Annotated in this window: 27 protein-coding genes and 1 pseudogene; 23 read left to right on the top strand and 5 right to left on the bottom strand. The window is 51.2% G+C overall.

All coding sequences use genetic code 11. The features are described from left to right. The first annotated feature begins 8 nt into the window (after positions 1-8). From rsmB to rapZ, 13 genes are read left to right on the top strand one after another with little or no spacing between them, the layout of a single operon-like run. Entirely contained in the window at positions 9-1,313 is a 1,305-nt protein-coding gene (rsmB, locus tag HZB62_02225; GenBank protein MBI5073978.1) for a 16S rRNA (cytosine(967)-C(5))-methyltransferase RsmB, read from the top strand. Next, positions 1,310-2,005 (top strand): PASTA domain-containing protein, encoded by a 696-nt coding sequence (locus HZB62_02220; protein ID MBI5073977.1) that lies wholly within the window; start codon positions 1,310-1,312, stop codon positions 2,003-2,005. The genes rsmB and HZB62_02220 overlap by 4 nt, the downstream gene beginning before the upstream one ends. Next, positions 2,002-2,661: a ribulose-phosphate 3-epimerase gene (locus HZB62_02215; protein MBI5073976.1), complete on the top strand. Its 660-nt coding sequence runs from the start codon at positions 2,002-2,004 to the stop codon at positions 2,659-2,661. The genes HZB62_02220 and HZB62_02215 overlap by 4 nt, the downstream gene beginning before the upstream one ends. Then, positions 2,639-3,724, top strand: a complete 1,086-nt coding sequence (locus tag HZB62_02210) for a tetratricopeptide repeat protein (protein ID MBI5073975.1) — start codon at positions 2,639-2,641, stop codon at positions 3,722-3,724. Before HZB62_02215 ends, HZB62_02210 begins: the two co-directional genes overlap by 23 nt. 51 nt (positions 3,725-3,775) lie before the next feature. Continuing rightward, positions 3,776-4,315, top strand: a complete 540-nt coding sequence (locus tag HZB62_02205; GenBank protein MBI5073974.1) for a CDP-alcohol phosphatidyltransferase family protein — start codon at positions 3,776-3,778, stop codon at positions 4,313-4,315. Further along, complete coding sequence (locus HZB62_02200) at positions 4,305-5,603, top strand: DUF512 domain-containing protein (GenBank protein ID MBI5073973.1); 1,299 nt, start codon at positions 4,305-4,307, stop codon at positions 5,601-5,603. The genes HZB62_02205 and HZB62_02200 overlap by 11 nt, the downstream gene beginning before the upstream one ends. Continuing rightward, positions 5,600-6,430 (top strand): shikimate dehydrogenase, encoded by an 831-nt coding sequence (locus tag HZB62_02195; GenBank protein ID MBI5073972.1) that lies wholly within the window; start codon positions 5,600-5,602, stop codon positions 6,428-6,430. Before HZB62_02200 ends, HZB62_02195 begins: the two co-directional genes overlap by 4 nt. 56 nt (positions 6,431-6,486) lie before the next feature. Next, positions 6,487-6,999 (top strand): LPS export ABC transporter periplasmic protein LptC, encoded by a 513-nt coding sequence (gene lptC, locus HZB62_02190; protein MBI5073971.1) that lies wholly within the window; start codon positions 6,487-6,489, stop codon positions 6,997-6,999. After that, positions 6,974-7,504: a hypothetical protein gene (locus HZB62_02185; GenBank protein MBI5073970.1), complete on the top strand. Its 531-nt coding sequence runs from the start codon at positions 6,974-6,976 to the stop codon at positions 7,502-7,504. The genes lptC and HZB62_02185 overlap by 26 nt, the downstream gene beginning before the upstream one ends. Beyond that, positions 7,504-8,226 carry an LPS export ABC transporter ATP-binding protein gene (lptB, locus tag HZB62_02180; GenBank protein MBI5073969.1) on the top strand — a complete coding sequence of 241 codons (723 nt, stop codon included), beginning with the start codon at positions 7,504-7,506 and terminating at the stop codon, positions 8,224-8,226. Before HZB62_02185 ends, lptB begins: the two co-directional genes overlap by 1 nt. Continuing rightward, entirely contained in the window at positions 8,226-9,662 is a 1,437-nt protein-coding gene (gene rpoN / locus HZB62_02175) for an RNA polymerase factor sigma-54 (protein MBI5073968.1), read from the top strand. Before lptB ends, rpoN begins: the two co-directional genes overlap by 1 nt. 36 nt (positions 9,663-9,698) lie before the next feature. After that, positions 9,699-10,220, top strand: a complete 522-nt coding sequence (gene raiA, locus HZB62_02170) for a ribosome-associated translation inhibitor RaiA (GenBank protein MBI5073967.1) — start codon at positions 9,699-9,701, stop codon at positions 10,218-10,220. A gap of 34 nt (positions 10,221-10,254) precedes the next feature. Next, complete coding sequence (rapZ, locus tag HZB62_02165) at positions 10,255-11,127, top strand: RNase adapter RapZ (GenBank protein ID MBI5073966.1); 873 nt, start codon at positions 10,255-10,257, stop codon at positions 11,125-11,127. A gap of 92 nt (positions 11,128-11,219) precedes the next feature. Here rapZ and HZB62_02160 read toward each other — a convergent pair whose 3' ends face one another. Together HZB62_02160 and HZB62_02155 are read right to left on the bottom strand one after the other, a co-directional pair. Continuing rightward, positions 11,220-11,783 (bottom strand): UbiX family flavin prenyltransferase, encoded by a 564-nt coding sequence (locus tag HZB62_02160; GenBank protein ID MBI5073965.1) that lies wholly within the window; start codon positions 11,781-11,783, stop codon positions 11,220-11,222. After that, positions 11,780-12,539 (bottom strand): annotated as a pseudogene (locus HZB62_02155) (UbiA family prenyltransferase). Before HZB62_02155 ends, HZB62_02160 begins: the two are co-directional and overlap by 4 nt. Positions 12,540-12,782: 243 nt before the next feature. Between HZB62_02155 and uvrA the strand changes: the two are divergent. From uvrA to dapB, 6 genes are read left to right on the top strand one after another with little or no spacing between them, the layout of a single operon-like run. Next, complete coding sequence (gene uvrA, locus HZB62_02150) at positions 12,783-15,293, top strand: excinuclease ABC subunit UvrA (protein MBI5073964.1); 2,511 nt, start codon at positions 12,783-12,785, stop codon at positions 15,291-15,293. A gap of 42 nt (positions 15,294-15,335) precedes the next feature. Beyond that, the gene (locus HZB62_02145) at positions 15,336-16,358 is read left to right on the top strand and encodes an FAD:protein FMN transferase (protein MBI5073963.1); all 1,023 of its coding nucleotides are present in this window, start codon (positions 15,336-15,338) and stop codon (positions 16,356-16,358) included. Then, positions 16,342-16,719 (top strand): NusG domain II-containing protein, encoded by a 378-nt coding sequence (locus HZB62_02140; GenBank protein ID MBI5073962.1) that lies wholly within the window; start codon positions 16,342-16,344, stop codon positions 16,717-16,719. Before HZB62_02145 ends, HZB62_02140 begins: the two co-directional genes overlap by 17 nt. Continuing rightward, positions 16,703-17,236 carry a Gx transporter family protein gene (locus tag HZB62_02135; protein MBI5073961.1) on the top strand — a complete coding sequence of 178 codons (534 nt, stop codon included), beginning with the start codon at positions 16,703-16,705 and terminating at the stop codon, positions 17,234-17,236. Before HZB62_02140 ends, HZB62_02135 begins: the two co-directional genes overlap by 17 nt. 1 nt (position 17,237) lies before the next feature. Further along, complete coding sequence (locus HZB62_02130) at positions 17,238-17,411, top strand: DNA gyrase inhibitor YacG (protein MBI5073960.1); 174 nt, start codon at positions 17,238-17,240, stop codon at positions 17,409-17,411. A 12-nt stretch (positions 17,412-17,423) separates the two neighbouring features. Then, complete coding sequence (dapB, locus tag HZB62_02125; protein MBI5073959.1) at positions 17,424-18,227, top strand: 4-hydroxy-tetrahydrodipicolinate reductase; 804 nt, start codon at positions 17,424-17,426, stop codon at positions 18,225-18,227. Positions 18,228-18,342: 115 nt separating this feature from the next. On the opposite strand, the gene HZB62_02120 is transcribed toward dapB, so the two are convergent. Beyond that, positions 18,343-18,501, bottom strand: coding sequence for a rubredoxin (locus HZB62_02120; GenBank protein ID MBI5073958.1), 159 nt, complete (start codon positions 18,499-18,501; stop codon positions 18,343-18,345). 147 nt (positions 18,502-18,648) lie between these two features. On the opposite strand from HZB62_02120, the gene scpB reads away from it, so the two are divergent. From scpB to HZB62_02100, 4 genes are all read left to right on the top strand, one after another. Next, positions 18,649-19,179, top strand: a complete 531-nt coding sequence (gene scpB / locus HZB62_02115; protein ID MBI5073957.1) for an SMC-Scp complex subunit ScpB — start codon at positions 18,649-18,651, stop codon at positions 19,177-19,179. Next, positions 19,179-20,369, top strand: coding sequence for a LysM peptidoglycan-binding domain-containing protein (locus tag HZB62_02110; GenBank protein MBI5073956.1), 1,191 nt, complete (start codon positions 19,179-19,181; stop codon positions 20,367-20,369). Before scpB ends, HZB62_02110 begins: the two co-directional genes overlap by 1 nt. Before the next feature lie 96 nt (positions 20,370-20,465). Further along, positions 20,466-20,840 carry a fluoride efflux transporter CrcB gene (crcB, locus tag HZB62_02105; protein MBI5073955.1) on the top strand — a complete coding sequence of 125 codons (375 nt, stop codon included), beginning with the start codon at positions 20,466-20,468 and terminating at the stop codon, positions 20,838-20,840. A 10-nt stretch (positions 20,841-20,850) separates the two neighbouring features. Then, a complete protein-coding gene (locus HZB62_02100; GenBank protein ID MBI5073954.1) occupies positions 20,851-21,177 on the top strand; it encodes a DUF190 domain-containing protein in 327 nt (108 codons plus the stop codon). Between the two features lie 24 nt (positions 21,178-21,201). Here HZB62_02100 and HZB62_02095 read toward each other — a convergent pair whose 3' ends face one another. Then, positions 21,202-21,513 (bottom strand): GIY-YIG nuclease family protein, encoded by a 312-nt coding sequence (locus HZB62_02095; protein MBI5073953.1) that lies wholly within the window; start codon positions 21,511-21,513, stop codon positions 21,202-21,204. After that, on the bottom strand, positions 21,506-22,972 hold the full coding sequence (locus HZB62_02090) for a M48 family metalloprotease (GenBank protein MBI5073952.1): 1,467 nt from the start codon (positions 22,970-22,972) through the stop codon (positions 21,506-21,508). The genes HZB62_02095 and HZB62_02090 overlap by 8 nt, the downstream gene beginning before the upstream one ends. Position 22,973 lies beyond the last annotated feature (1 nt).

Below are 22,973 nucleotides of genomic sequence, written 5' to 3'. Positions count from 1 at the left end.
ACTGTCTTATGACAAGAACCCGGACCGCTGCTGTTGCCTGTCTTATCGATATCCTGAAGCACGGAGCCAGATCAAAAAAAGCCCTCGAACAGTTCTCGGAGGACCTTGACCGGAGAGACAGGGCTTTCCTGATGGAGATCGTGTACGGCGTCATGCGGAACCTCTATGCACTGGATGAGATCATCGGCACATTTATCCGAAACAGGAAGACCCTCAGCGACGAAACGATCAACAACCTCCGCATAGCCCTGTACCAGATCCTGTTCATGAGGGTGCCTGGCTATGCCGTGGTAAACGAATCGGTCGAAATGGAAAAAACAGGCGGCAAGCCGTCCCTGCTCAATGCCGTGCTCAGAAATTTGATTCGTCGCAAAGAAAAGACGGCACTTCCCCTTATTTATAAAGACAGCGTAAAAGACATTTCGATCAATACTTCGCATCAGGAATGGATGGTCAGGCGCTGGATAGCCCGCTTTGGCAGGGATGAGGCCCGGCTGCTTGGAGAAGCAAATAATTGTATGCCGCCGCTTGTTCTGAGGACCAATACGCTCAGGACCTCCCGCGATGAACTGCTCAGCGGTCTTGAAAAAGCAGATATACCGGCCGAGACTGCACGGTTCTCTCCAGACGGTATCGTCCTGGGAGTGGAAAGCTCATATCAGGACCTTTCCCCCTTTCTCGGACTTTTTGCCGTTCAGGATGAGGCGTCTCAGCTGGTCAGCTACCTGCTTGATCCCAAAAGAGGGGAAAGGGTCCTCGACGCCTGCGCAGCTCCGGGCGGCAAGACAACCCATATCGCGCAGATCATGGGGAATACGGGTGAGATCACTGCGGTCGAGAAGGACCCGCAGAGGATACTAAAGCTTGAGGAAAGCATATCAAGCCTCGGCGTCCGGTCAGCAAAAGCTGTCAGGGCAGATATCAGCGAACTGACGGGCATAGGGACTTTTGACCGGATACTCCTCGATGCTCCCTGCTCTTCCACGGGCGTTATCAGGAGAAACCCTGATGTGAAATATCGTCACACCCTGAAGGATATTCTTGATTTCGGGAAAAAGCAGACAGATCTTCTGAAGGCAGTTTCTCCTCTGCTTCGAAGGGAAGGACGGCTTGTCTATTCGGTCTGTTCGATCGAACCTGAGGAGGGGGAACAGGTCATCATGGATTTCTTGAAGACAACAGACGAATTCCGTATTATAGAGGCTGATCAGGAATTCATGAAACCATTTTCGAAAAACGGCTTTTTCAGGACGTTCCCCCATAAAGACAACATGGACGGCTTTTTTGGAGCAATACTGTGCAGAAAGGCATGAACAGTTTTCTGAGGGCAGCCCTCTTTTTTGCGCTCTTTGTTGTCCTCGGCCTGACCTTCGGGTTCCTTACCTTTAAAATCCTGAGCTTCAGCCGGACGGTCGAAGTGCCCCCTATAACGAATATGACCGTAATCGAGGCGGACAAGGTGCTTGGAAAGGCAGGACTTGATCTGAAGATCGAGGGAGAGGACTTTGATTCCATGGTCCCTTCAGGTAAAATTGTCAGACAGGATGTTCCGCCCGGAAAGACCGTAAAGGAAAAAAGGGCGATCAGGGTAGTTATCAGCAAAGGACCAAAGGTCCTTTCGATCCCGCTTCTGGTGAACGAAACCCTGCAGAACGCCGAGGCCATACTGCTGCAAAAGGGTCTCAGGATCGGCAAGGTTATCACGGTCCGCTCAGACGCAGTGCAAAAAGGCATCATTGTGGCCCAGAGACCGGAACCGGACGACAAGCTTACTGATGTCATCACCGTCCTGGTAAGCGCAGGGCCCCATGATCAGGCATTTTATTGCCCTGATTTTCAGGGCAAACAGGTGGAGGACGTCCGGGAAGTGGCACAAAAGATGGGACTTGAGATCGAGATACAGGGAACCGGCAGCATCGTTACAATACAGAGACCGAAGCCGGGTACGGTTATAAAAAGCGGCGAAAAGCTTTATCTTGAAATAAAAGAGGTTACAACACCATGATCCAGATCGCCCCGTCCATCCTCTCGGCAGATTTCATGCGCCTGGGAGAGGAGATCCGCGCAGCAGAAGAAGCAGGAGCAGACCTTCTCCATATCGACATTATGGACGGTCACTTTGTGCCGAACATCACGATCGGACCTGCCGTTGTGACAGCCATCAGAAAGATCACGAAGCTGCCGCTCGATGTGCATCTCATGATCGAGGATCCTGACAAGTATCTTTCGGATTTTGTAAGGGCCGGAGCCGACTACCTGACTGTGCATGCTGAGGCGGCAGTGCACCTGCACAGGACCGTGCAGGGGATCAGGGAAACAGGTATCAAGGCTGGGGTCTCGATCAATCCGGCAACACCCGTATCAGTGCTCGAATGCATCATTGACGATATCGACCTCGTGCTTCTGATGTCGGTGAATCCGGGTTTTGGAGGGCAGAAATTCATCCCTGCTACCATGGAGAAGATCCGGAAGGCCGGGGAAATGATCAGGGTATCAGGTTCCCGTGCCGTTATCGAGATCGACGGAGGAGTTAAACAGGACAACGCAAAAGAGATAGCTGACGCAGGAGCTCAAATCCTTGTAATGGGTTCCGCGTTCTTTGAGTCAGGCGATTACAAAAAAACCATGGAGAAACTGAATGACACCCTCAGAAATCGATAAGCTCATAGAAAAGGCTGAACTGCTCAGACAAAAAAGCCAATATGCCCAGGCACTGCTTTCGTATACGCTGGCGCTGAAAAAAAGCATAAAAGAAAAAAATCAGAGCAGCGCCATTGCATGCCTTTTGTCTATCGGCGACGTAAATCGGATGATCGGGGATTTTGAGCAGTCAGAAAAGGCGTATGCCCGCGCGGTCATAGAGGCAAAAAAGATCAAAGACGATGAGGCTGTAGCAGACGCCAGTGCAGGCATTGGACTTTCACGCCGGGGCAGAGGAGACTGGAAGTATGCACTGACCATGCTCAATAAGGCACTGGCCTTTTACCGAAAAAAACGGGACAGGGAAGGCATTGCCTTCACACTCTGGTCTCTTGCAGGTTCATTGCGCATAAAAGGAGACGTCCCCGGCGCGCTCAAGACATACAAAGAAGCGTTCAAGGCATTTCAGTCGCTGCGCTCACATTCAGGGATCGGTTACTGCCTCTGCGGTCTTGGCGGCAGTTCACGCATAGCAGGCATGTTCAAAGAATCTCTTGCCTATTACCTTGCGGCAAACGAGCTGTTCCGGGAATTATGCGATACCTTCGGCACTGCCTATTCCCACTGCGGCATCGGCAATGCGCACCGGATGACGGGAAATTACCGGAAGGCCCTGGCATCCTTTGCAAAGGCTTCAGCCCTGTATAAGAAGATCGGCGACCGGGTCAGCTACTCGTACACGCTCTGGAGCATGGGGACAACGCATAAGATGCTCCACGATCATGCCTCAGCAGAAGAATTGTTCAAAGAAGCGCAGGGGCTCTTTAAAAAGACAAAGGATCCCCGCGGTCTCATATACTGTCAGCTCGGCTTTGGCGAGATCGCACTGCTCAGGGGCAAGACTGCCAGCGCCCTGCGCCATTTCAAGACCTCCCTGAGCCAGGCAAAGAAATACGGGTTCAAGGTTGAAAGCTGCCATGCTGCCATGCTGCTGTCTTATGCATATGGAAAAAAGAATATGGTCTGTTATAATAGCTTGGGGATAAAAATGGACTTCAACGAGGCGCCGTTTAATATTCCCTGAGTTTTTCCTGTATCTCTTTCCGCATATAAACACTCTTAGGAGAACTGTTTCTTGAGAATATTGAATCTGCCGAACACGCTGACCGTTGCGCGCATTGTCATTATCCCCGTGTTCATCACAGCGGTCATTTACCAGAAGCATCGCCACGCTCTCGCGCTGTTCGTTATTGCTGCGCTCACTGACCTTCTGGACGGGTTTATCGCGCGGCTGACCAATCAGAAGACTGCCCTGGGACAGTTCCTCGACCCTCTTGCCGACAAGTTTCTGCTGGTCTCATCATTCATTCTTTTTTCGGTCCAGGGGTGGATCCCCCTCTGGCTCACGATCACGGTCATCAGCAGAGACCTCATTGTTGTCATCGGCTGGTTCCTTCTTTACCTGCTCACCCATAGGGTCACCATAGAACCCGTGCTGCTCGGCAAGACAGCGATTGCCCTGCAGCTGATAACGCTTGCCATCGTCCTTCTGGACATTAACCTGTCCTCAACGATCCCGCAGCAGGAACTGCTCTTTGCAGCCACGGCAGCGGTGACCGGCATCTCGGGGATCCAGTATATCTATAAAGGGCTGAGGCTTGCCGATGCGATCTAACAGAGGCATAACGATCGAGCGCGTAACGCCGGGCAGCATTGCCGAGGCTGCCGGACTTTGTGCGGGAGACATTGTATGCGATGTCAATTCCTCACCCATGAGAGATGTCATTGATTTCATGTTCCATAAGGATGAGGATGAACTGAACGTCGGATTCCGGCGGGACGGCTCAAGAAAGAAGATCAGCATTTTGTCCGACAGCGGTGCTGACCTGGGCATAATATTCAAGCCGCTGAAGGTCAAAATATGCAAGAACAACTGTCTTTTCTGTTTTGTCAAACAGCTTCCCAAGGGTCTCAGGAAGCCGCTCTATATCAAGGATGAGGATTATCGGCTGTCCTTCCTGTATGGCAATTACACAACGCTCTCGAATATCACGGCTGAGGAGAAAAAAAGGATCGTCCAGCAGAGACTGAGCCCCATGTATATCTCCGTGCATACGACAAACCGGGCGCTCAGAAATAAGATGTTAGGCAACCCCAAGGCTTCGGACATACTCAAGGAACTGAAGTATTTTGCCGACCACAAGATCAGGATGCATATCCAGATCGTTGTCTGCCCCGGCCTGAATGACGGCAGGGAGCTGCAGTCCACGATCCAGGACATCTACCGGTTCCATCCGTATGTGTCGTCCATAGCTGTTGTCCCTGTAGGGCTCACAAAGCACAGAAGAGTGCAGCTTGCGCCGATGACCAAAGAGGCAGCCCAGAGCTCTCTTGATATTGTGAATGCCTTTCAGAAACGCTTCAGAAAAAAACACGGCGAGGCTATCGTGTACTGCGCAGATGAGATGTATATCAAGGCGGAAGCACCCTTTCCGTCCGTGCAGGAATATGGCGAACTGCCGCAGCTTGAGAACGGAGTCGGTATGGTGCCGCTGTTCATCAGTCAGTCGCGCAGACTGAAAATCCCGAAAACGCTCGGCAACAAGCACAAAGTTCTGACCTTTACCGGAACGTCCTTTTATCCGTACCTGAAAAAATTCATAGGGCGGTTGGCAGAGAAGGAACATCTGCCGGTGGATGTGATCCCGGTCAAGAACAGCTTCTTCGGAGAAACAGTGACTGTCACCGGCCTGCTCACCGGCAGGGACGTGATCTCGGCGCTTCATGACAATATCGACGGCTACGAGATCCTTGCGGTCCCTGATGTGGTACTGCGGGAGGGCGATACCCTCTTCCTCGACAATGTCTCGCTTCAGGACCTGGAAGAGGCAACCGGTTTAAGGGTAGTCACTACGGACGGCACCCCCCAGGGATTTATAGACACCCTGTCAGGGATCGAATGACCATGCGCATTACCGGCAGGACAAAGGTCGCGGCCCTTTTCGGATACCCGGTCGAGCATACGCTCTCTCCGGTGATGCAGAATGCGGCATTTGACCATTTGGGGCTGGACTGCTGCTACCTCCCCTTCCCGGTGCATCCTGATTCACTGAAACAGGCAGTGGAGTCGATCCGGGCACTCTCCCTGCTCGGCGCAAACCTGACCACCCCCCACAAGGAAACGGTCATTCCCTTCCTTGATGCTCTGGATGCAGAAGCAGCCGCTATCAGCGCCGTAAATACGATCGTGAATCATGACGGGAAACTGACCGGATTTAATACTGACGGCAAGGGGTTTATGCGCTCCCTCAAAGAGCTGGGTGTCGACCCGGCCGACAGGAAAGTCCTGATCATCGGCGCAGGCGGTTCGTCGCGCGCGATCGGCTATTACCTGAGCAGAGGAACGGGCGGCCTTACGCTCTATAACAGGAGCAGAGACAAGGCAGAGGCGCTTGCAGCCGATCTGGCGTCAGCCGGTGGAAAGGTTACCGTAGCAGCAGACCTCAGGGACCTCGGAGGGTTTGACATCATTGTCAATGCGACTTCTCTGGGCCTTCAGGAATGCGATGCCATGCCGCTTGATCCTGATGCATTGGAGCCGACCATTGTCGTATGCGACCTTATCTACCACAAGACACCTCTGCTCAGCCGGGCAGAGGCAAAGGGCTGCAAGACCGTAGGGGGAATCGGAATGCTGCTCTGGCAGGGAGCCCTTGCCTTTGAGCTCTGGACAGGCAAGATCCCCCCTGTAGAGATCATGAGAAGCGCACTCCTGAGCCATTCAGCCTGACGTTTTGGCATACTTTTTGCCTTTACTAATACCCGGCCTTGTGATAAACTTTTTTCATGACAAAAAAGGTCATTTTCGCCATCATAATTATTACCGCATTTTCCTTTTTTTATCTTATTGGGGGTGAAAAAGGGGCCAGGCTTGATGCCCAGTTAAAGGGGGACTCCTTTTTTGAGGGTCTGAAGATCATAAACAGGAAAGATGGCGCGGCAGACTGGATATTACTGGCAAAAAGAGCAGACATGACCAGCGACGGGAAACAGGCCTTATTGAGCGGCGTCGAGATGAAACTCGAGAGACAGGGGCTGACCGTCTCGGCTGACAGAGGTGTGTACGATATGGAGACAGGGCAGATATCCGTTGAGGGATTTCTGCAGGCCAGCAGCAGGAATTTCACCCTTACAACGAGCAAGGTTTTATTTGACGGCAGGAAGGGACATCTTGATACTGCGGGAGATGTAAAGATCGACGGCAAAAAGTTCGAGCTCGAAGGTAAAGGCATGCAGGCAGAAAATAACGATCACAAAGTGAGGATACTGAAGGATGTCAAAGCTACCTTTAATCGTTAGTCTTTCATTTTTTGTATTCTGTCTGGGGATCTCATCTGCAGAGATGCCGGTGCCGGCTCAAAAATCCAGGACGCAGGAGAGTGCCAAATCATCAGGGAGTTCAAAGCCGAAAGTAAAGGGTCCGGTGACTGTTACATCCGAGACGCTGACCGCTGACAATCTGGCCCACACAGCCCTTTTTGAAAAAAATGTGATCGCAAAGACCACTGACATGACCATGTCAGCAGACTGGATGCTGGTACACTACACAGACCCGGGCGGCGATATAACCAGGATCGAATCAAAGGGTAATGTGAAGGTTCAAAAAGAAGACAAGGTGATAACATCACAGGAAGCGACTTACTTCGCAGAGTCTCCGGAGAGGATCGTATTTACCGGAGGTCCGCGGGCCTTTGACGGACAGAATATCGTTTCCGGAACAAAGATAACATACTATATTGACGGCGACCGGTCCTTTGTTGAGGGCAGCAGCAAGGTCATCATGAAGAGCACGCAGGACAGGTAATGCACCTTCTCGAGGTTAAAGGACTTCAAAAGAGATACGGCAGGAAGGTCGTCATAAAGAATATCGATCTTTATGTTTCGACCTCGGAGATCGTCGGACTCCTCGGGCCCAACGGCGCTGGAAAGACAACCACCTTCTACAGCATTCTCGGGCTTATCAGGCCTGAGGGAGGCAGAATACTGCTCGACAATCAGGACATCAGCGCTCTCCCCATGTATCAGCGGGCCAGGCGGGGCATCAGTTATCTGCCTCAGGAGCCCTCGATCTTCAGGAAACTTTCGGTCGAGGACAACCTCAGGGCAGTACTCGAGATAAAAGGCCTGAACAGGGACGAGATCGAAACAGAGCTCAAAGATCTTCTCCGTGAATTCAATCTGACCGAATTCTCGAAGAGAGACGGCTACAAATTGTCAGGCGGCGAGAGAAGACGGACCGAGATCGCGCGCGCGCTTGCGACAAAGCCGACCTTTATCCTTTTTGATGAACCATTCGCCGGCATTGACCCGCTTGCGATCATAGAACTCAAGAAGATGATGATCTATCTCAGGTCCAAAGGCCTCGGCATCATCATCACAGATCATAATGTCAGGGATACCCTCTCGATCACAGACAGGGCTTATATCATCAGCGACGGCGAGATCCTGGAAGAAGGCACGCCGGAAAAACTGGTGGCAACCCCCAAGGTGAAAGAAGCGTATCTCGGCGAGGAATTCAGGCTCTAATGGCCCTTCAAAACCGGCTTGAGCTCAAGCTCAGCCAGAAGCTGGTGCTTACCCCCCAGCTTCAGATGGCGATCAAGCTCCTTCAGATGCCCCAGCTTGAACTTTCACAGACCCTTACGGTGGAACTGACTGAGAACCCTTTTCTCGAGGAATCCGTTGACAATGTCTCGATCGACGAACTTTCTGCGGAGGAAAAGGAATCTTTTGAGCAGATCGATGACGAGCGGGATGATTCTGAGCTGCCCCTTGAAGGTCTTGCCAGCTTTACCACTGACGATTATTTTGACGAACGCCGTTCTGACGGCAGAGACCTCGGGTATTTCACTCCCGGCACCGTAACCCAGCCGTCCTTCGAATACTTTCTGAGCACTGCCCCTGACCTTTATGATCACCTTATCACCCAGCTTCGCCACAGCAGGGATGCTGATGAGATAAGAACGGTCGCTGAACTCATTATCGGCAATATAGATGAGAAGGGCTATCTCATGGTGTCGGTCGAGGAACTCCAGCAGACATCGCTGGCAACGCCTGAGATCGTGGAAGAGGCGCTCATGCTTGTTCAGAGCTTTGACCCTCCCGGTATTGCCGCCCGTGACCTCAGGGAATGCCTTCAGCTTCAGCTCAGACCGCTCAATCTGTTGGGTACGCTTGTCGACACGCTGATACTGTGCCATCTGGAGCTGATCGGTAAAAAGAAGTATCAGCAGGTCGCAAAGACCTGCAATGTACCGCTCGAAGAGGTCATGGCAGCAGTCAGGATCATTGAAGGGCTTGACCCGAAGCCTGCCCGGCACTTCTCGACAGATACTACCAACTACATCACGCCGGATGTGTACATCTTCAAGACAGAGGAAGGGTATCAGATCGTGCTGAACGACGAAGGCATGCCAAAACTCAGGATAAACAGCTACTATATGCGGCTGCTGCAGCAGAAAAATCTTATCCCTAAAGAGGAACGCAATTTTTTGGAGGAAAAGCTCCGCGCTGCAAAAGACCTGATCAAGAGCCTTGACCACAGGAACAAGACGATCTATCGTGTTACAGAATGCATACTGAACTATCAGAAGGATTTCTTCGAAGCAGGCGTCAGCCATCTGAGGCCGCTTAACCTCAAGGATATCGCAACAGAACTGGGTCTGCACGAAAGCACGGTCAGCAGGGTCACCTCGACCAAACATCTTGCCTGCCCGCGCGGCATTTACGGCTTCAAGTATTTCTTCAGCAATGCCATTCCCAGTGAAGGCGGAGAGCTTTCCTCTACCTCGGTAAAGGATATGATCAGGAAGATCATTCAGGAAGAAGCAGTCGCCAACCCGCTCAGCGATATGAAGATCGTGGATATCTTCAAGAGCCAGAACATAACCATCGCACGAAGGACCATAGCAAAATACCGGGAGGAACTGAAGATTCCCCCGCAGAGCCAGAGGAGAAGATAGGAGCCTGAGCTCCTATTCTACAGAAAGGAGATCAACATGAACATCATTGTAAACGGCAGACACCTTGAAGTAACACCGGCACTCAAAAGCTATTCGGAGGAGAAGATCAGGAAATTCGAGAAGTTTCTTCCGGATGGGTCAGACGCCATCGTAACCCTCAGCGTTGAAAAATACCGCCATAAGGCAGAGGTCCTGCTCAAAACGAACGGCGTGCTTATTCAGGCCGAAAGCGTGACCGGAGAGATCTATTCATCCATTGACGAGGTCTCGGAAAAGCTCGACCGTCAGGTCAAAAAGTACAAGGAAAAACACAGTTCATACCGAAAAGGTGCTGCAAAGCAGACCGAGACAACAGAAAAAGAAGCGGCAGCACCTGATGGCGGCAAGATCATAAAAAATAAGCGTTTCGATCTTAAGCCCATGAACCCGGACGAGGCAGCCATGCAGATGGAGCTTCTGGATAAGGACTTTTTCGTCTTTATGAATGACAAGAGCAATCTGATCAATGTCATTTACCGCAGGAAAGACGGAAATTTCGGTCTGATCGAGCCGCAGTAGCCGGCCGATGGCACCGAGTGGGAGAAATAAGGTTTTGAAATCCCCGGCAGCAAAAAAAGGCAGCAGGGGATCCAGAATTCTTATTGTAAGCGGTCTTTCCGGGTCCGGCAAGACTGTTGCCCTGCGTGCGGTTGAAGATGCAGGCTTCTATTGTGTTGACAACATTCCGGTATCGCTCATCAGTTCGCTGATCGATAAGATCTCCCGGCAGAGCGGCTCAAAACATATTGCTATCGGGATCGATATCCGCGAAAAGGAATTTCTTGGAGATATTGATGCAGCAGTGGCCTTGCTCAGGAAGAAATTCCCGTTCCAGATCCTGTATCTTGAGGCAGAACCTGAGGTGCTTGTCAGGAGATTCAAGGAGACGAGAAGACCCCATCCGCTTGGCGGGAGTATTGAAGACGCGATCAAGGCCGAGAAGAAGGTCCTTTCCGGGCTCAAGGCGAACGCAGACCGGGTGATCGACACAACCGCGCTTTCTCCCCATGAACTGCGAAAACTGGTAACGTCGCTCTATGCCCCCAGGACAGGACATAAAGATCTTGCGGTCAGCGTTATATCCTTTGGGTTCAAATACGGGATCCCGCAGAACATTGACCTGCTTTTTGATGTAAGGTTCCTGCCCAATCCGCATTTCGTCCCTGTGCTCAAAGAGCTTACCGGCCGGGATAAAAAGGTCTCTGACTTTGTCTTTTCACAGCCTGTAACCAAACAGTTCATGAAAAAAGTAAAAGATCTTCTGGACTTTCTCATCCCTCATTATATTCGGGAAGGCAAGTCATACATCTCGATCGCCTTTGGCTGCACAGGCGGAAGGCACCGCTCACCGGCCATTGCCGAGGATATCTCGAAATTCATGGCAAAGAATAACCTTGACAGTCATATCATCCACCGGGATATATGACTGTCTCTCTATTCCTGCGACTACAGGTCTGATGGGAGCTGGAACCAGGCCCCCTACAGCACACCTGACATTACAGGCCATCGCATCCTCAATTACACGTCACGCATCACCGATTCTCCTTGCCATGAACGGGGCGCCAACAGGCCTGCTATCATCATCGACCTCACCTGTCTCCTCCCCTTGCCAAAGAGGGGTGTGGGGAGATTTGTTGCGTTAAGCATATTTTCGAGATGTATGGCACTGAACGGCATCTCCCGGGGTGAAAGCAACAGAGGCCTGCCCTCCTTTATCGTCACATCAGCCGCACGCTGGATCAGGTTCTCTGTATAGCCCTGTGCAACCCCGGAGAGAGTCTTCATGGAGCAGGGGACAATGAACATGCCGTCATGTTTGAACGAACCGCTTGATATGGGCGCAGCCATATTCTGTTCATTGCAGTAGCGGATCTTCGTCGATCTCAGGGATGAACGGATCTTCTTTTCGATGGCAGCGTCTGACGCGGCATGCCAATCAATGCCGGTCTCTTCCCTGATCATCGGGAAAGACGGAGCAGAAATGATCAGATAGATCTCGGACGTCCTGACAAGTTCACGAAGAACCCTGATGCCTATGATGGAGCCCGAGGCGCCGCTTATGGCAAAGACGAATCTCTTCATAGCAGGAAATCCGCAAGCGTGAACAGAAAAACGGTCATACTGATATATCCATTCATATTAAAGAATGCCATATCGAGCCTGCTGAGATCATCTTTTTTAACGAGTGAATGCTCATAGAGAAAAAGTCCTGCTATGATGATCATGCCTGCCCAGTACGCCACGCCCAACCGGAAGAGAGCTCTGTCTGTCAAATTCAATGTCCTGAAGCGCATAGAGTACATCAAACCCCGCAAGCCAGAATATCACTGCAGCGGCAAGAGGAATGACCGCAGGATCAAAGGTCCCTGTAACAGCTATCCAGGAGCCAAGCGGCGCCGCAGAGATCGCCAGCCCAAGGACAAAGTGCGCTGTCCAGGTAAATCTTTTTGTATAGGAGTAGAGGACAAGAACAGCGATGGCTATGGGTGAAAGCAGCAGGCAGAGAGGATTCAGCATGTACGCGGCAAACAGCATACAGCCAAAAGACAAGACGACGAAACCGACAGCCTCAGAGACCCTTATGAGGCCTTGTGGAATCTCTCTCCCGGCGGTACGCGGATTACCCCTGTCTATCTTCCGGTCAATGATCCTGTTCAGTCCCATGGCACCGGAACGCGCTCCAATCATGGCCACGGTGATCCAGAGAACCCGGTCCAGAGCGGGTATTCCTGAAGCGGCTATCAGTGCAGCGGTAAAGGCAAACGGGAGGGCAAAGATCGAATGAGAGAATTTGATCATTTTCAGGTAGAGGGAAACTTTCTGAAGAGCCGCGCTCATAACTCATTATAAACAATACCTGAAGGAACTATCAAAAACAGAGGCAGAACCGTTACGGGCTGAATCCCCTCCTTACAAAAGAGGGGGTGGGGAGGTTTTGGTAATTATATCTATACCCCTCCATGCCTCCCCTTGGAAAGGGGAGAATTATTGCACCTGCAACTAAAGGGATATTCGCAACGACATAGTTGTTCATAGGCAGTATCGCTTTCCTTGCAGCCATTTCAGTTATACTAAAAATCTATGCAGACAGCAATACATATCAAGGGCGCCAGAGAGCATAACCTCAAGAATCTTGAACTCTCGATCCCAAGGGATGCTATAACAGTCATCACCGGGCCGTCAGGGTCAGGCAAATCCTCGCTTGCCATTGATACCATTTATGCAGAAGGTCAGAGAAGATATGTAGAAAGTCTCTCGCCCTATTCCCGTCAGTTCCTTGAACAGATGCAGAAGCCTGATGTCGATTCCATTGAGGGCCTTTCTCCGTCTGTTGCCATCGACCAGAAGACCGTAAGCAGAAGCCCCCGGTCAACGCTCGGCACCATAACCGAGATCTATGACTATCTCCGCGTATTGTACACCCGGCTTGGTACAGCCTTCTGCTACCGATGCAATGTCGAAATATCCACGCAGGAGTCAAAAAATATCATCCATGCAGTGCTCTCTCTGCCGGAAGGGACCAGGATACAGGTCCTTTCACCGATCATCAGGGACAGGAAAGGGAATTACCGCAAAGAACTTCAGGAGATGAGAAGCGAGGGGTTCGTGAGGGCACGCATTGACGGTGAGATGAAAGACCTCACGCAGAACATTATCCTCGCAAAACAGAAGCGCCACACCATCGAGATCGTTATTGACAGGCTGATCGTCAAAAGAGGCATTGAGCGTCAGATCAATGATTCTGTCGAGACCGCCTTCAAATACACCGACTCTCTTGTCGTTAACCTGATCAATGAAAATAAGGATATCCTCTTCTCGAAGACAGCTGCCTGCCCGAAATGCGGCGTCAGCTATCCGGATATCGTGCCGCGTTTCTTCTCCTTCAACAGCACGGCAGGTGCCTGTCCGGTCTGCAACGGCCTCGGCTTTGAACATATCCTGGAGGAGGCTGTCGACCTGGACGAGCAGAAGCTCTGCAGGGAGTGCCATGGCCTGAGGCTGAAGAAGGAATCGCTGAGCGTCAGATTCCATGGCCTCAATATCGCTGAGCTCAGCAGGATGTCTGTAGATCAGGCCCTGGCATTTCTGAGGAACGTAAAGTTCACCGAAAGGGAAAAGACCATTGCTGCAAGGATCATGAAAGAGATTAATGACAGACTCTTCTTCCTCTCAAAGGTCGGCATCGGCTATCTCACCCTCGACAGACCTTCCCTAACTTTGTCAGGAGGAGAATCTCAACGAGTGCGTCTCGCCACACAGATGGGCTCGTCCCTTACCGGCGTGCTGTATGTCCTCGATGAACCGAGCATAGGACTCCATCCCCGGGACTGCGGAAAACTCCTTGAAAGCCTCACCGCGGTCAGGAATGCCGGCAACACGGTGATTGTCGTCGAACATGACGAGGAGACGATCAGATGGGCAGACTATATCGTTGACATGGGACCCGGCGCGGGAACTCACGGCGGATCGGTCGTTGCTGCCGGGACACCTGCAGAGATAGAGAAGAACAGCGAATCCCTCACCGGCAACTATCTGAGCGGGCATATCAGGATCGAGACACCGGCACAGAGAAGAAAGGCAGCAGAGTTCATCGTCATTCATGGGGCCTCGGAGCATAACCTGAAGCATATTGATATCAGCATACCACTTAAGACATTCACTTGCGTTACCGGCGTGTCAGGCTCTGGCAAGAGCACACTGGTATTTGATATCCTCCAGCGAGCTGCAGAAAAAGTATTTTCCAAAGGCTTGTCCGGAGTCCGTGCAGCGGGAGCGCACAAAAAGATCGTTGGCCTTGAAAAGATAGATAAGGTAATAAGCGTTGATCAGTCGCCCATCGGCAGGACGCCGCGTTCGAATCCGGCAACATATACAGGCTTCTTTGGCCTGATGAGAGATATCTTTGCTCTGGTGCCTGAGGCGAAAAAGCGCGGGTATTCGGCTTCGCGCTTCAGCTTCAATGTTGAGGGCGGCAGATGCGAATCATGCCGCGGCAACGGCCTCATCAAGGTCGAGATGCACTTCCTTCCCGATGTATATGTGCACTGTGAGAAGTGCAAGGGTGAACGCTACAATGACGAAACTCTCGAGATCAGATACCGGGACAAAAATATCGCAGAACTGCTCGACATGACCGTATCTGACGCCCTGATCTTTTTTGAGAATATCCCGCTGCTGCGCAGAAAACTCGAAATGCTCGAAGAGATCGGGCTTGGGTACATCCAGTTGGGCCAGTCTGCCACCACACTGTCAGGCGGCGAGTCGCAGAGAATACGGCTGTCAAAAGAACTCGGCAAGAGGACAACAGGCAATACCCTGTATATCCTCGACGAACCGACCACAGGCCTGCATTTTGTTGACATCCAGAGGCTGCTTGATGTTATCACCATGCTCGTTGACCGGGGCAACACGGTCGTGGTGATAGAGCACAATCTTGACATCATCAAATCAGCTGACTTCATCATCGATCTCGGGCCTGAAGGCGGTGACCAGGGAGGAGAGGTCCTTGCGGCCGGAACACCTGAAGAAGTAAGCAGAACCCCGGCATCCTATACAGGCAGATTTCTGAAAGAACGCCTTGCGGCCCGTTAGTCTTTTCCTGGCACACCGCTTTGATCTAAAATAGACAATATCATGCTGACGAATACATTTCGATATAGAGCGGTGATCGTTCTCATGCTCGTGACAACTGCCGTTTCCTGTTCATCCGGAAAAGACTCTGTCTTTAAGAAGACCAGGCCGCTCATGGACACCATGGTCAGTATCACGGTCGTTACCGACTCAAAAGACCGAGCAGAAAAGGCCATAGAAAACGCATTTGCAGAGATCAGCAGGTTCGGCGATCTGATAGATTTTTATTCTGAGAAGAGCGAACTTGCAGGCATCAACAGAAATGCAGGCCTTCGTAGCGTAAAGGTCTCCCCTGAAACTCTTGATGTCATAGAAAAAGCGGTCTTTGCTGCGGAAAGATCAGGAGGTGCATTCGATCCCACGATCGGTCCGATCGTCAAGCTTTGGGATTTTCTGAATAAGAAGAAACCGACCGGGGCCGCGATCGCAGAGGCTTTACCTCTGGTGAACTACAAGGATATACTTATTGACAGCCCGGCAGCCACCGTCTTTCTCAAACGAAAAGGCATGATGATAGACCTCGGAGGCATTGCAAAGGGATATGCCGCTGACCTTGCGGTGGAATCGCTAAAGAAGACGGGTATCCTGTCAGGCCTTGTTTCGATCGCCGGCGACATCAGGACCTTTGGCAGGAAGCCGGATAAAAGCCCATGGACCATAGGCATTAAGAACCCCCGTCAGACGGGTGAGAAGGATGAGATCATCGCAAAGATACGGCTCGACGACGAGGCGATCTCCACATCCGGTGATTATGAGCGGTATTTTATTTCTGATGATAAACGGTACCATCACCTTCTCGATCCGAAGACCGGCATGCCGGCCTTCGGGTGCAGGAGTGTCAGTATCGTCACCGACAAGGCGGTCAACACAGACGCTTTTTCCACGGCAGTTTTTATCCTTGGCCCTGAGAAAGGCATGAAGCTTATGAGAGAAATGGGTATGGATGCCATGGTCATCGACGGCAGCGGTACGATCCATATAACCGATGCCATAAAGGAAAAGATTACACATGAAAAAGGCCATTAAAAACACAACGATAGCGGACAGGCTCCTGTTCCTGTTCCTGATCGTCGCCTCGGCTGCAGGACTTGTGTACACGCGGGAAGCGTTATCTCTGGGCTCTGATGTTGTGGTCGAAGTGAACGGCAGGCCTGTTTATACCCTTTCTCTTGATGCCGATACTGAGGTCCCGATAGAGGGAACACACGGCCGGACCGTTCTCGAGATCAGGGCCAGCAAAGTGCGCATGAAAGAGGCGGATTGCAGCAACCAGACATGCAAAAAGCAGGGCTGGATATCCAGGGGAACGATCGTCTGCCTGCCGAACAATATTGTTGTGATCGTCGGCAGCGGTACGAAAAAAGATATTGATGCAATTACAGGATAAATACCGCATAGCCATCCTGTCTGCCTATGCCCTGGCCCTGCACGGATTTGAAGCAATGCTGCCGAGTCCGCTGCCATGGCTCAGATTCGGGATTTCGAACATAATAACCCTTACCGCGCTCGTATTGTTCGGGTTCAGGACTGCGATGATGATCACGCTCATCAGGGTCATGCTTGGCTCCATCTTCGCCGGCACGTTCCTGGGGCCCGCATTCATCCTCAGCCTGGGAGGCGGTCTGGCGGGAACTATTGCGATGGGCGCAGTGTTCAGTGTCAGCAGGAATATCTTCGGTCCGGTCGGCCTCAGCCTCATTGGGGCGCTTTTTCATAATGCGGCCCAGCTTTTTTTCGCATATCTCCTCTTTATCCGGAGGATCGAGGCAGTGTTGCTGATCAGCCCTGTGATTCTGCTCATAGGCACACTGACCGGTTTTGCAAACGGTCTTGTTGCGGACATCCTGATAAAAAACCTGTTGAAAAAAGGACAGGACTCAATACAAAATGTAGCCCGGGCCTGATATGCAGATCACCTGCCGCATATGCAAGAATATAACAACCTGGGAGGAGAACCCCTACAGGCCGTTCTGTTCTGCGCGTTGCAAAACGATCGACCTGGGCGCCTGGGCAGCTGAGGAGTATCGCGTGGAAGGCAGAAAAGAAGAAGAGGAAGATGAACAGGAACTGGATGATTAGACAGGAGGAAGCATGATAAAGATCGGCGTAGCAGGAGCAGCAGGAAAGATGGGGAGCAGGATCACCGCCCTTTGCAGGGAATATGAAGGACTGGAGCTCGCAGGGGCGTGCGAAAGGACAGGGCATACAGAGATCGGCAAGGACATCGGCTTTGTTGCCGGTATTGGCGGGACAGGCGTCACTCTGCAGGACAGTATGGAAAAAGTCATGGATGCAGTCGATATTATTATTGATTTCACCTCAATTGAGTCAACGGTAAAGAACCTGGAGATCGCAGCCCAAAAAGGCAAGGCAATGGTCATCGGCACAACCGGCCTTTCCCGTGATGACATAAAACGGATCGAACCGTTGCTCAGGAAGATCCCCTGCGTAATGGCATCGAATATGAGCCTGGGCGTGAACCTGCTGCTTAAAGTTCTGCAGGATGTTGCCCGGGTACTCGGAGACGATTATGATATCGAGATCGTTGAAGCACACCACAGGCTGAAAAAGGATGCCCCTAGCGGCACCGCGCTGAAGATGGCCCAGGTCATTGCAGATGCCGTAAACAGGAACCTTGACGAGGTGGGCATCTATGCGAGGCACGGCATTATCGGACAGAGAACAAAAAAAGAAATAGGCATTCAGACCGTCAGGGCTGGTGATATTGTAGGAGAACATACGGTACTGTTCGGCGGGCTTGGCGAAAGGATAGAAATAACGCACAAGGCTTCAAGCAGAGACACCTTTGCACGGGGAGCGCTCAAAGCAGCCCTTTGGCTGGCAGGAAAACCTGCAGGCCTTTATGATATGCAGGACGTTTTAGGCCTAAAGTAGATTCCAGAAAATATAATGTAACTATGAGAAATAAAATAAAACTCTGCCAACTATAGCAGAGTTTTATTTTATTTAGTTAAACGCAAGACTTCTAAGCCAAGACTGCAATGAGAGATCACACCTGCTCGAATGAGTCTTTTGTGGCGCCGCAGACAGGACAGGTCCAGCCATCAGGAATATCTTCGAACTTCGTACCAGGAGCAATACCGCCATCACTGTCGCCAAACTCCGGATCATAGACATAACCGCAAATAGTACATCTCCACTTTCCCATTATTCACCTCATCCATAAGAAATATGATACCGATAGAAAAATAGTAACCTGTTTTGAGATAATTTACAAGATTCAGAACAGCATACTACATTGGCTGTCAGTTTTGATGAATTTTATTTCACTTTTTGCTATAATTAATCCACTTTTATGGCGGACAAGGAAAAGATATCTCTTATCGAGGCAATGTTTTTTGTCTCAGGAGAGCCGGTAACGCTTGCTTCATTGAAAAGCGCCATGGATATGCCTGAGGCTGATATCAAACAGACAGTAGACGAGCTCATTGCCGAGTATAAGGAGCGCGACCGCGGGATACTCATCATGGAGATAGCTGACGGCTATCAGATGGTGACCAATCCGCTGTATGCAAAGCTTCTGCGCAAGTTTACCAATACCGCTGCATCGAACAAGCTCTCGATGCCTGCACTTGAGACCCTTGCCATCGTTGCATACAAACAGCCGCTCATAAAGGCAGAGGTTGAGCAGATACGAGGCGTTAACTCGGACGGTGTTATGAAGAGCCTGCTTGACAAGAGGCTCATCAGGATCGTCGGCCAGAAGGAAGCACCGGGAAAACCTATGCTGTACGGCACGACCAAGGAGTTTCTTCAGTATTTCGGACTGAAGGATCTGACCGAGCTCCCTACTCTGAGGGAGCTAACACGGGAGGAGGCGGCGTGATGAAAAAAGTATCGCTCGTTTTGGCATTATTTATCCTGCTTCTTTTTGTCACCGGGGCATCGGCAAGGACCACCTATACGATAAAAAAAGGTGATAACCTTCACGACATTGCAAGGAAATATCATATTGCGGTCAGTGACATCCAGAGCGTGAACAAGGTCAATGCTGCAAATCTGAAACCGGGGACAAAGATCACGATCCCTGTGGAGAATAAGTCTCAAAAATCAGCAAAGAAAGGATCAAGAAAGGACAAAACAACAGCCATAACATCTGCCAGATCATCAGCGAAGTATGTAAAGGCCGAAACAGCCTCACCGTCGAAGCCATCAAACCGTGAAAAAACAGAAAGGGAAACCATTCAGCCTGTAAAAACAGCCGCTGACAGCAGTAAGTATCATGTTGTGAAAAAAGGCGATACCCTTAGGGCTATCGCCAGGAAGTACAGTGTATCCGTATCAGATGTAAAGGGTCTGAATGACCTGCATTCAGCAAAACTAAAGGCCGGACAGAAGCTCCTCGTAGCGCTCTCCGGCCCAAAGACCTATACGGTCAGGAAGGGCGACAACCTCTGGCAGATAGCAAAGAAGTTCGATATGGATTCTGATGACCTCATGGAGATTAACGAGATGTCCTCCCCTGATCTCAAGGTCGGACAGAAACTGTTTCTGGAGGAAAAGCCGGAAGTTGTCAATGTGGATCAGAAGTATATTGTCATGGCCAGGAATATCGAAGAGGAACTGAAAAGGGTCCCGGAATCTCCGGAATTTGCTGAAAAGACCTCTCCTGACAAGCTGGTCACCTTTGCAAAGAAACTGCTGAACATCCCGTACAAGTTCGGCGGCAACACCATTCTTGGCATTGATTGCTCAAGCTATGTGAAGAAGGTCTATGGCCTGATGGGCGTCAACCTTCCGCGAACTGCCCGTGAACAGTTCAAGGAAGGTGAAGAGATCGAAAAGGAAGAACTTTCGGTAGGGGACCTTGTTTTCTTCAGGACGTATGCATCTTTCCCGTCCCATGTGGGCATCTATCTCGGGAACAACCTTTTCATCCATGCCTCGTCCAGAGGCAAGAAGGTCACCATCGATAACCTTGAAACGCCCTATTACGTGAAGCGTTTCATCGGCGCAAAGAGGCTCATTTCGGCATCTGAGGAGCAGGAAAAAGCAGCATCTGATCCGGCAAGCTAAGCAGTTCATCCTCAGCCTGAGAACGAAGAGACCTGCGGCAATGTCCGCGGGTCTCTTCGTTTTTACTCTGCAACTATAGTAATATATTCCATCGCCATGCAGAACGTTCTTATCATCGGGTTAGGTGGTTTCCTGGGCGCAGTTGCCCGCTACGCCATAGGCCTCTGGATCGGCCAGAGATGGGGCAGGACATTCCCTCTCGGCACCTTTGTCATTAATGTAAGCGGCAGTTTTCTTATCGGCTTTCTTATGGCACTTTTCACGGAAAGGCTTATGCTCAATCCTCAATGGAGGATGTTCTTTGTTATCGGCTTCCTTGGAGCCTACACAACCTTTTCTACCTTCGAATATGAGACAGGAGCACTCCTCAGGGACGGTGAGTGGTTCATCGCATCGCTCAATGTTGCTCTCAGCGTTATAATCGGCTTCGCTGCCCTGAAGGTCGGCGAAGGCGCAGCACGGGTGCTATAGGAGATATCCCATGAATATCAGGCCTGCCAGGAAGCTAACGATCTATCTGGACGAGACGGACAAAGTGCATGGAAAACCGGCTTACGAGGTCGTTATGGAGTTATGCTATCGCAACAAGGTATCCGGCGTGAGCGTATTCCGCGGCGTTGCAGGGTATGGCGGACAGAGGGTTTTCCATACGGCAAAGATACTGGAACTTTCAACCAGCCTGCCGGTCAAGATCGAGATCGTGGACAGAGAAGAAACGATCAACAGGGTCCTGCCCGAAATAACCGCTCTCATCACCAAAGGCCTTGTGGAGGTCGCTGATACGACGATCGTGGAAAAAAGCATCTAAGGAGACCGGACAACGACAACATTCTTATCGTAACGGTTCAATGAAGAGTTCAAGGACATCGATCTTTTCTTTGCGTGAAAGTTTTTTCAGTTCGCGCTCAAGCCTTCCCGCTTCTCCTGCATTCCTGCACGGTATGGTTTTAACCAGCTCAAACGGTCTCCATGCTCTGACATATTTACTGCCCCTGCCCTGATCGTGTAACACAAGCCTTCTCTCGAGATTATTCGTCATGCCGGTATACAGGGAATTATTCCGGCATCTGAGAACATAGACGCACCAATGCTCATCATGCCCGCTGCCGGCAGGTGTCTCTTCCGCCTCTGCCGGTTCAGCCATGGAACTCCTGCAGGTTTTCGATCGCCCCGGTGATCTTGTTCTCGATGATGTACTGAAGCATCTCCAGTTCATCAGCATCAAACCAGGTAAGACAGCAGGCGTTGCAGCGGTCGATCTCTATGAGATAGGCGTAACTGTAAAAAGTCCTGAACATGACCCTTCCGCACTTCGGACAGGGAATGGTCTCCGCGTTCTTTCTCTCCTTCAATCTTTTCTGTCTTATTGCCAGACTGCGCTGATTGTCAGCCGTCACGGCCCGCACCAGAGCCAGGAGCCTGTCCGTGCACTCCACCTGCTTTCTCGCAAGAATGCGGGGGATCTTATCATTATCAACAAGCAGTCCCCTGCAGGCGTGGCATCTGAATACGGTAGTGCTTTCAGCCGGTTCCCGAACGAGCGGCCCTCGGCATGAAGGACAGAACATTAGCGGTTCCTGAACAGACCCGCCCTCAAAAGAACCAGCCGGCAAGGGCGGCATCTGCACCGGCGTTCGGGACCGGTCCTGCTTGTCGAGGGCCGAAGGACTGAGATGGGCCATGCCGAGAAGGACAGCAATACGCTTCCTGACAGGAGGATGCGTCGAGAGAAGATCATCAAGCCAGCCTTCAGCCTCATCATGAGAATCGACCGTGGGACTGCTGATGCAGAGCATTTCAAGTCCATCACTGATGAACCCGGCGCCGCTCCAGCGGGCAGAAATGCGATGAAGGGCTTCAGCAAGTGCGAGAGGATTACGCGTCATTCGTACGGCACCGGCATCCGCACGATATTCCCGTTCGCGGGAAATGAACATATTTACCATCGAAGCTAACGTAGACAGCATCCAGAAGAGCAGCAGGAAGGGGACCGCTCTGACATCTTCCGTGCTCGCGCCCTTCAGCCCGTCCACCGCAGAGGCGTATATGCCGAAAAGGCTTGCAGCAAGAGAGGTTTCGAGGCAGTCACCCGAGAGGATGTGATACGCTTCATGCGCGACAACAGCCTCAAGCTGGTCACGGGACAGGCGCGAAAGCAGACCTTCGGTTATGGCAATCACCGCTTCACCCTTAAGATCAGTCACTGCCAGGGCATTCATTGAGAGCGTGGGGATGACCATGCATCTGATCTTTCGTGTATTGCCGGATGCAATGTGGATCTCAGCGATGATATTTACAAGCTGCCGGTGAATGCCGTCTTCGGGATCAGGAGTTTCGGCGCGAACCTGCTCTATTACTCGCTGCACCGCTGTATAGCCGGAGATGCCAAAGTGGACAAGGGCAAGGGTCAGGACAGAGACAGCGATAATGACCGCATAGTTCGCGGAACCAATAACAAAAAAAGAACGTGTCCCTAACAAGAAGAGGACAACGGCCTGGGCAATGATGAAAGCGAAAAGAAAATAGAGCGCCACAAGGAAGAATAGGAGAAGCCCTATCCGCCAGCTCTTCTGCCTCTCGATGTCTATAAAGGTGATCGGCATG

This window comes from Nitrospirota bacterium, from assembly GCA_016214855.1.
Lineage (GTDB): Bacteria > Nitrospirota > Thermodesulfovibrionia > Thermodesulfovibrionales > UBA6898 > UBA6898.
The sequence above is the reverse complement of the archived record's forward strand: the minus strand, read 5'-3'. Positions and strand labels throughout refer to the sequence as shown.